The organism is Anaerocolumna jejuensis DSM 15929, from assembly GCF_900142215.1.
Taxonomy (GTDB): Bacteria; Bacillota; Clostridia; order Lachnospirales; family Lachnospiraceae; genus Anaerocolumna; species Anaerocolumna jejuensis.
Genome location: NZ_FRAC01000046.1, coordinates 20,046 through 28,361 on the forward strand (window position 1 = coordinate 20,046; position 8,316 = coordinate 28,361).

The following is an 8,316-nucleotide window of genomic DNA, read 5'->3' on the forward strand; positions in this document are numbered from 1 at the left end:
ATTTTGTCGTATTATATAAGACAATAAAATGGCAATAATTTATAAAAATTCCCTATAATGCATTTTACAAATATACCCGAATAAATTAATAGGAGGATAAGGATTTCATATGGAGCATGTAGATGAGAAGATTTTAAAGCAAAGAGAAATGATGGAAGAGTTTGAAAAGCAGCGTTTTGATAAGGATAACATTGAAAAGGAAAATCAAAGTTCCATTTTTGACGGGCAGATTGAAATTCATAAAATTCCGGTATCCTTTGCAGAAAGGAGTCTGCTGGATGACAGAATAGCCATCTGGATGCCGGAGGACTTCAGGGAGCTTACACAGGAGGAAATTAACGCAGTCTATTTGTTAGGAAATAAGCCGGACGTGGTCTATGGCAATGCTTATTTGAATCTTTCCTTGGGGTTCCATTATACAGACAATGAGGTGCCAAATGAATATATGGGGGATTTTGTAAAGATTGCAAGGATGATTCTGGAAAAATCCGGCCCGAAGGTTACGGTTTATTCCGAGAAGGTAAGAAAGACGGGGTATCATACGGTTTCAAGTCTGGAACTGGTCTCTCATACGATTACGGATACCATCTATAATGTGATGTTCTACAGCTCCTTAAACGGTAAGGTATTGATAGGCTTCCTTAATTTTAATTACCGGTATCTGGACCGGTATAAGAAAATAGCCAAAGAGATGCTGGAATCCTTCCGGTTCATTGAAGATTCTAGGAAGGAGGAAGAAGGATGAATACAATTTCTTATGGGGATATTACAGTTAATGGTTTTCCCTTTCGTAAAATCGTACAGATTCTCATTAGCCATACAGTCAATGACCATGGCCATGCACAGGTAACCGGGGAGCTGGACCCGGCTACGGCCCAGGATTTCTTAAAGCGTGTGGATGAGAAAATGATGGTATCCATCACCACAAAAGCAGAGGGACAGCCCTCCAATCTTTTTTATGGCTGCGTTCACAATGTCTCCCTGCAGCAGGAAACAGAATACAGCAAAGTGACCTTACAGCTGTATTCCATGAGCCGCTTACTGGATATGGAGAAAAAGAATAAGACCTATCAGAATACGGCAAAGACTTACGGACAGATTATTGCGGGAGATATATCCGACAAAGGGGATTTACATATGATGGTTTCCGATAAGGCAATTGGAAGCCTTATTATGAAATATAATGAAACCGATTGGGAATTTGCAAAGCGTATGGCGGCAAAGCTGAATGCACCGCTGGTTTCCAATATTTCTTCTCCCCGGCCTCAGATATACATGGGACTGCCTCCTGCAAGCAAGTCCATTACAATCAATAAGACAGCCTATTCTTACGGAAGTGATACCGGAGCCTATGCACAGATGAGCACCGGTGCGCTGCCCCAGGATTTTGGCGGAGAGCAGATAGAGAGCTATGAATATGGCTATGTGGGGGACCAGATTTCCTTTGGAGGAAAGACAGGAAGGATAAAGAGCGTACAGGCCTGCCTCCAGGATGGAATTCTGACCATGACCTATGGAATGTTAGCCGGAGGAGGCACATCGGCAGGAGGCGGAGGGGGTGCGTCCGCGGGAGCAGGAGGCGGATTCGCCGGGATTGCAGCTCCTTCCACACCCAATGTCCAGGCCTCCGGTAAGATGATGCGGGGAAAGGTTATGGCTGTATCCGGAGATAAGGTACAGGCACATCTTACGGATGTGGACGGTGGTTATGACGGAGGGGGAAACTGGTGGTTTCCCTATTCGACAGCGTATTCTTCCAGTGATGGAAGCGGCTGGTACTGTATGCCGGAAGTAGGGGATGAGGTGCGTGTGTTCTTCCCGTCAGGTAATGAAGGGGACGCCTTTGCCGCAAGCTCTGTCTGCGCTACACCTCCGGCCAATCCCAAGCATAAGAGCTGGAAAGCACCGGGAGGAAAGGAAATACTTCTTACGGATGAGGGAATGTATATCATAGGAAAATCCGGAAAGATATATATTAATTTAACGGATGAAAAGGGAATCGAGATTCATTCGGATAAAGATATCAGCATATCTTCTGATGCCAATATCAAAATCAACTCCTCTTCCGAGGTACAAATAGTGGCAAAAAACCAAATCGTAATAGGTACGGAAGGTGCATATCTTGATTTGACGGAAAATTCGGCTACGCTGGCGGCGAGCCAGGTACTGATTAATTAGGGGGATTGAGCAATGGCAGACAGTTGTACCACGATGTTTGAGGAAACCTTTTACCCCAGGGCCTTTTTAAAATTAGCGGATAAGACCATTGAAGCCTTTGAGGAGCAACAGGAGGAAATCATAAAAGAATGGAAGGACGGAATAAAGAACTATCTGTCAGAGCTGGAAGGGCTGCAAAAGGAAAAGCTGGCACCGGAAGTATCGGAGCTGCATTTTTCCTTTTTGTATACCTCCCTGCTGTCCGGAGAGCCGAAATTCCGCATTGATACCTATGGAGAAGGCGGGCGGCTTAGTTCGGAAAGTATTCTGACAGAGGAAATATCCGCCCCATGGCTGGGAGTTTATTTTGAAGAATTCAGGCAGGAGCTGGAAGAATATACGGTAAGGGAAAGTATCCGACGTTTTATCCGTCCGGCAGAGCTGGAGGTACTAAAGCTTCGTGCGGTGAGAAGCCTTCTGTACTACTTTTCCAGCCGGTTCCGGTATATTGCCCCCGATATCCTGGATTTTAGGGAATTGGCTAAAATAAAAAAAGAAGACAGCTTTGTTATCCAGATGGGAGAGTACATGGACTGGCAGAAAACTCTTTATGCCCTTCTCCCGGAGGTGGATATCTTTAACTGTGATAGAAATACCCTGCTTTCCTTTCGCAGGTTTTCTGCCATTTACTATCAGGACAAGGTGTTCTCGGGCCTGAAGGTGGATAATGCCAGATTTCTGGACTGTACCTTTAAGGATACTGTAATAGAAAACTGCAGGTTGAATGACAGCATGTTTGCCGGCTGTGTTTTTGAAAATACGGTATTCCGGAACACGGAAATGGCAGGCTGCCTGTTTCTGGACTGCACCATCAAAAATTCTGTCTGGGAGCAGGTGGAATTTTTGGCGGAAGACCTTAAAGCCGAGATGTCGGAAAACTATGAACCGACATTGGAAAACTATGAACCGACGTCGGAAAACTATGAACTGACAGCGGAACACTATGAACCGACAGCGGAAAACTATGAACTGACAGCAGAATACTATGAACCGGCGGAGTTCTACCGCTGCAGTCTGGAGGACTGCCGGTTTATCGGCTGCGGCCTTTCTGAGTGCTCCGTAGGGGATTGTGATCTGGAAAAGGTCGTAATAAAAGACAGCAGGACAGAGAATTCCGGCTTTTTGGAGCAGGAGGGTATCCTATGGGCAGATTTACAGGAGGAGTAGGGCATGGACTATTTTGAGTTGTTTCAAAGTGAAAAGGTAGAAAATGCGGTGGAGCTGATGGGCCTTGACAAAAACCAGTACAGCTATTCCATGAAGGAAGAGGATTTCTCGGCACTGGATAAATTAAAGGTGGCATATTACAGCGGACGGGATACGGAGGAAGTCTGTGATATCCTGAAGGAGCCAACCTATCTCATTTCCAATGAAATAAAAAGACTGTTTGAATTATATGATAAAAGTATTGAATATAAGGGAGTACAGCTTTTTTCTACAGCCGGTGAAAATACCAAAAGCCCTTTGTACTGGGTGGCAGACTTTCCCATGCCTGAGTGTATGCATGAGAGCAGCGGAAAATATGACAACGGGATGTTAAAGGAGCTGGTGCTGGACAGAAAGAAGATAAGGGGACTGGATATTTTCCGTGTGGCCGGATTGCTGGAATATAAGATTATTGTTTCACTGCCGGTTGCAGAAAGCCTGCTTAGGAGGAGGCTTTACGGAATCGGATTGCGAAAGGTCAAGGTGGTCTGAATGGCTGAGGGGAAAGATTATGTAGTATATGGGATGAAAGCAAAATGCAGCGAAGGAACCATGGATAATTATATCAGTACGGATAAGGGGCATGGGGTGGTTTATCAGGGACAGCCTGTTCTGAATGCCAATGACCATGTAAAGGATGTGAACCTGACACACTTTGGAGACTGCAATTCAAAAGCTGTTTTTGAGGAAGCCAAGAAGCAGGCAGATGAAAAATACAAGGCGGAAGAGGGTGACGGCTTCTTTACCAGGTGGGGAAAGGGAATTGCAAAGACTGTTACAAAAGCAGTTGTCAGTGTAAAGGAAACCTTCTCCTCCAATAAATGCGAGCTGGATACACCCCTTCCGTGGATTTTTACCAGCCGGGACCATATGGTGGACGGAGCGCCTGCCCTTACGATGGAAAGCCAGTGTGCCTGCAAATTTGGCGGGATCATTACGATTGTTCCGGTGGAGGAGGAAGCGGCCACAGAGCAGGAAGAGCAAATGGAATATGACGTTGAATCCAAAGCTGTTCCAGTGGAAGCTGCAAGGACACTGCAAATGACAGCTGTTGGGGCAAATGCTTCAGTATTCCCAAAAACTGAAATGACGGGAGTGATGCCAGCAGAAGCTACAGCATTTATTGATAAATATGTCAATGAAGAAACCTTAAAAAAGATTAATAGCCGTTGGAATATCGAGGAATTAAAGAAGAAGTGTGGCACATCAGTGATGGATGATCTTAAAAAATCCATGTATGCGGCAGGTATAACGGATGAAAAAAGCGTTCTTATGTTTTTATGTACATTAGGTGTAGAGTCTGGCTATGGAACAACAACGACAGAAAAATATACGGACACGTACCTACTTGATAAATCTTATACAAAAAATACAAGGGGAGCTGGTTTAATACAGGTAACAGGTGATACACAGAAAAAATTTCTGGAAAATTTACGAAAAGGCTTATCGGAGAATGATCCTAAAAAAGTTGAAATTAATCAATATATTAATGCTTTCGGAAGGGATGGTAAGAAAACTACTTGTAGTAAGGATGCAACTACTTTTATAGCAAATAACTATTCTGTTGAATCTGCAACATGGTTCTGGGCGAAAAATAATAGCAAGTGTACATATTATTATAGTAAAAGTAAATATGAACATATATCAATTAATAAGTATGTAAAAACCTTTGCCAACTATGACTCGGATAATGTATTCCTTGTATCTCAATATTATACGAATGGTGAAAGATGGAAAACATTTCGCCTCCAAGAAATATGTGAAGCTTCTAAAACCATTTCACCATATTCTATAATTGAGTCCAAGGAAAAGAATGGGAAAACGGTTAAAGAGGTAAAGTACATGGTAGATTTTGCTGGAGATTCTGCCAATGCACCTAACGGTTGGAAAGAACGGTCTGAAGATTGGGAAAATGCTAAAAAACTTATGAGTCCAAAGATACACCGAAATAAAAATATAACAATCAATTAGTAAAATATGCATAGACAGAATTATAAACCAAATTAAAAGGAAAGGAAAGTATATGTATTTGATTCTTTACAAATACATTATATATGAAAAAATGAAGCGGGTCATACATATAACACTTATTGGTTCTCTGATAGTAATTGTCCTACTATTAAATAGTTTAAAAGCGAAAACTACCCCCTTGACAGAGGCAAAGGAAGAGACTGCAAAGACAGAATATTATGATGATTTTAGAGAAAATGTATATTTTACAAAAGAAGAAAACTTGTCGGATGAGTTTGCAACAGGTTTGGCGGACTACTTAAAGAAGCATCTAAAAGCTGGTACCCTTGAAAAAGGACTAAAAAAAATATCATCTGATTACATAATTTTAAATAAAAAAGAGAAAGAAAAGGCTATGAAGAAAGATACGAATAAGATGTTAAGAAGTTATCAAATGACGGAAGGTCAAAAGCTTGATGAATGGTATCAAGTGAATCTTTCAGAGATTGGAAACGATATTGTTATAAAACATCCAAAAGGAAACGAAGCTATTTTTTACTTTTTTCCAACGTGGTATGAAGTCGGCTACGACATGGCATTACGTTCTAAGGGGAATGGAGATGTTTATTTTATAAGCTGGAAAAATAATAATTATATGGCGATAACTGATAAGAATCCAAAAAGAGATACGATAAAAGGCATTACTATTTATAATTACAACAGTAGTATTTATATCGGCTCGTTGATGCGTATTGAAATAAATAGAGATAAAAAAACTGATGTTTCTTATTATTTGTATTTTATGACAGGAACAGGACAAGAACCGGACGGAGGGGCAACCTATTGGCCTTAAGCCAGAATTTTAATTGATAATAAATACTCGTATTTGACTTTTTAGATGAGGTAAAAATGAACGTACATTAATGATTACCGGATTTTTGTATGATACCAAAGCAGACAATCTATTTATCGTTTTTCAAAACTACATAAATAATCAAGTATCATAACTTCAAGAAATGTCTTAATCGGATTATAAAGAAAGGAAATGTGCTGGAGTAATAACGCATCATATGAAATGAAACGAAGCTTACTGATAATAGTCATAGGCACTTTGCTTGTGGGAAGTGTACTAATTAGTAATTCAAAAATGCATTTGATCACATTGCCGAAGGCAGAGGATAAAATGGCTATAGAGACAGAGGATTATCCGGACTTTGAAGAGGATGCTTATTTTAAAAAAGAAGAGGACCAGTCGGACCAGTTTGCGGCGGATTTGATCAGTTATTTGGAAAAGCTGTTAAGAGCCGGAAATGTTGAAAAAGGATTAAAGAAAATATCAGCAAATTATGCGGTTTTAAATGAGAAAGAGACAGAGAAAATTATAAAACGTGATACCAATGGAAATCTGGATAATTATCGAAAAACTACAGGTCAAAATAAGGATAAATGGTACAAGGTGAATTTTTCGGATAACGGAAATGATATAGTCATAAAACATCCGGCAGAAGAGGGAAAGGAAATACTGGTATACTATTTCCCGCAATGGAACAATAAGGGAGTATATGGGCCGGCATTACGTGCAAAAGGGAATGGGAAAGTTTATTTTATAAACTGGAAAAACAGTAATTACATGGTCATATCTCAATGGGATAAAAAAAGGAAGCACATCAAAGGTATGACTGTCTATAATTATAGCGGTCCCCTGATTGGCGTGTTAATGAGTATTGAAATAAATGATACCGGAAAAACCGGCATATCCTATTACTCCTATTTTATTAGCGGAACAGGACAACAGCCGGAAGGGGCTACTTACTGGCCTTAGAAAGCTTAATTATAATAGAAGCATCATTGATGCGTAATGAAATAAACAGTTGGTGAGGGAGTATGGTTCCGCCAAGGAACCGGATAATTAGGAGGAGTTTATGCGTGACAATGGAAAGATAGGGATATTACCGCTTATAACAGTTGCTGTTTGCCTGGTACCTGCGTTCTTCCTTTTTGCAAAGCTTAACCCGGAAGGGTGGATAAAAAAGGAAGGAAAGCCGGTAAAGCTGGCAGAAATCCCGGCAGGTGATAACGGAGCTTACACCGGTAAAACAGCAGGAGAAGATGTTCCAAAGCTTTCAGGGAGCAAGGAGCTGGAAGATATGATTGGAACACAGTACGAAAGTGCAATTCCTAAAAAAGTCATAAAAACCGGGGTATACAGCTTAAAGCCATGGCTTAATCCCTATGAAATCACAAACGGTAGGAATAACAGCGGAAGAATCTACCGTACGGGAAGGAAAGCCGCCGAGGCTACTGACAGTGCCATTCTGGCAGTCTCTGATTATATTGAATATTATCTGATTCAGCTGCCGGATGATACCTATATCCTGGCACAGTTTAGCGATACATACCGTAAGGCCATAGAGAGGGGCGAGACAGTTACCCTTCCTCTTGGAATACAAAAAAACACGGGGAAGGAAGCGAGAAGCTACCTCAAAGAGATATGCGGCAAGTATGGGGCTTCCACCGATTATGTGCTGTATGCCGTAGACAATGAATGGAACAATGAGCATGAGTTCACTTTATTTATAATCCGATTTGGAATCTCAGCAGTTGTATTCTTTATCCTTTCCTTCGCAATACTCATGGCAGCGGATAAGATACGGCACCGATAATAACATACAAGGAGGGAGATAGTATGGCAAAAGAGGAAATGACGGGATTAGGGCAGCTTGTGCTGCAGTCAGAAATGGAAGCACTGTACATAAAAGATATTCATATCGTGGAGCAGGCCAATGAACATGGAATTCTTTCCCTGCGCTTTCTTTCCGGGAAGCAAATGGAGTCCATGGATGCTTTGCGTTACCAGGGGAGCAGGATACAGATTCTGGACAGGGAAGGAGCCTGTATTTTTTCGGGCGTCTGCACTGCCATTCAGCTTCGAAAAGAAAACCA

The 8,316-nt window shown here is 41.5% G+C and carries 9 protein-coding genes; all 9 read left to right on the forward strand.

Going from position 1 to position 8,316, the window contains the following annotated elements:
- Positions 1-109 precede the first annotated feature (109 nt).
- Positions 110-745: a hypothetical protein gene (locus tag BUB77_RS27615; protein ID WP_073280405.1), complete on the forward strand. Its 636-nt coding sequence runs from the start codon at positions 110-112 to the stop codon at positions 743-745.
- Positions 742-2,178 (forward strand): phage baseplate assembly protein V, encoded by a 1,437-nt coding sequence (locus BUB77_RS27620; RefSeq protein WP_073280406.1) that lies wholly within the window; start codon positions 742-744, stop codon positions 2,176-2,178. Before BUB77_RS27615 ends, BUB77_RS27620 begins: the two co-directional genes overlap by 4 nt.
- Positions 2,179-2,190: 12 nt before the next feature.
- Positions 2,191-3,384: a pentapeptide repeat-containing protein gene (locus tag BUB77_RS27625; protein ID WP_073280407.1), complete on the forward strand. Its 1,194-nt coding sequence runs from the start codon at positions 2,191-2,193 to the stop codon at positions 3,382-3,384.
- Between the two features lie 3 nt (positions 3,385-3,387).
- Positions 3,388-3,915 carry an imm11 family protein gene (locus tag BUB77_RS27630; protein ID WP_073280408.1) on the forward strand — a complete coding sequence of 176 codons (528 nt, stop codon included), beginning with the start codon at positions 3,388-3,390 and terminating at the stop codon, positions 3,913-3,915.
- A complete protein-coding gene (locus BUB77_RS27635; protein WP_073280409.1) occupies positions 3,916-5,394 on the forward strand; it encodes a DUF4280 domain-containing protein in 1,479 nt (492 codons plus the stop codon).
- 52 nt (positions 5,395-5,446) lie between these two features.
- Positions 5,447-6,226: a hypothetical protein gene (locus BUB77_RS27640; protein ID WP_073280410.1), complete on the forward strand. Its 780-nt coding sequence runs from the start codon at positions 5,447-5,449 to the stop codon at positions 6,224-6,226.
- Between the two features lie 330 nt (positions 6,227-6,556).
- A complete protein-coding gene (locus BUB77_RS27645; RefSeq protein ID WP_073280411.1) occupies positions 6,557-7,195 on the forward strand; it encodes a hypothetical protein in 639 nt (212 codons plus the stop codon).
- A 100-nt stretch (positions 7,196-7,295) separates the two neighbouring features.
- A complete protein-coding gene (locus tag BUB77_RS27650) occupies positions 7,296-8,036 on the forward strand; it encodes a hypothetical protein (RefSeq protein ID WP_073280412.1) in 741 nt (246 codons plus the stop codon).
- Between the two features lie 23 nt (positions 8,037-8,059).
- On the forward strand, positions 8,060-8,316 hold a 257-nt coding region (locus tag BUB77_RS27655; RefSeq protein WP_139241239.1), incomplete at its 3' end, for a hypothetical protein.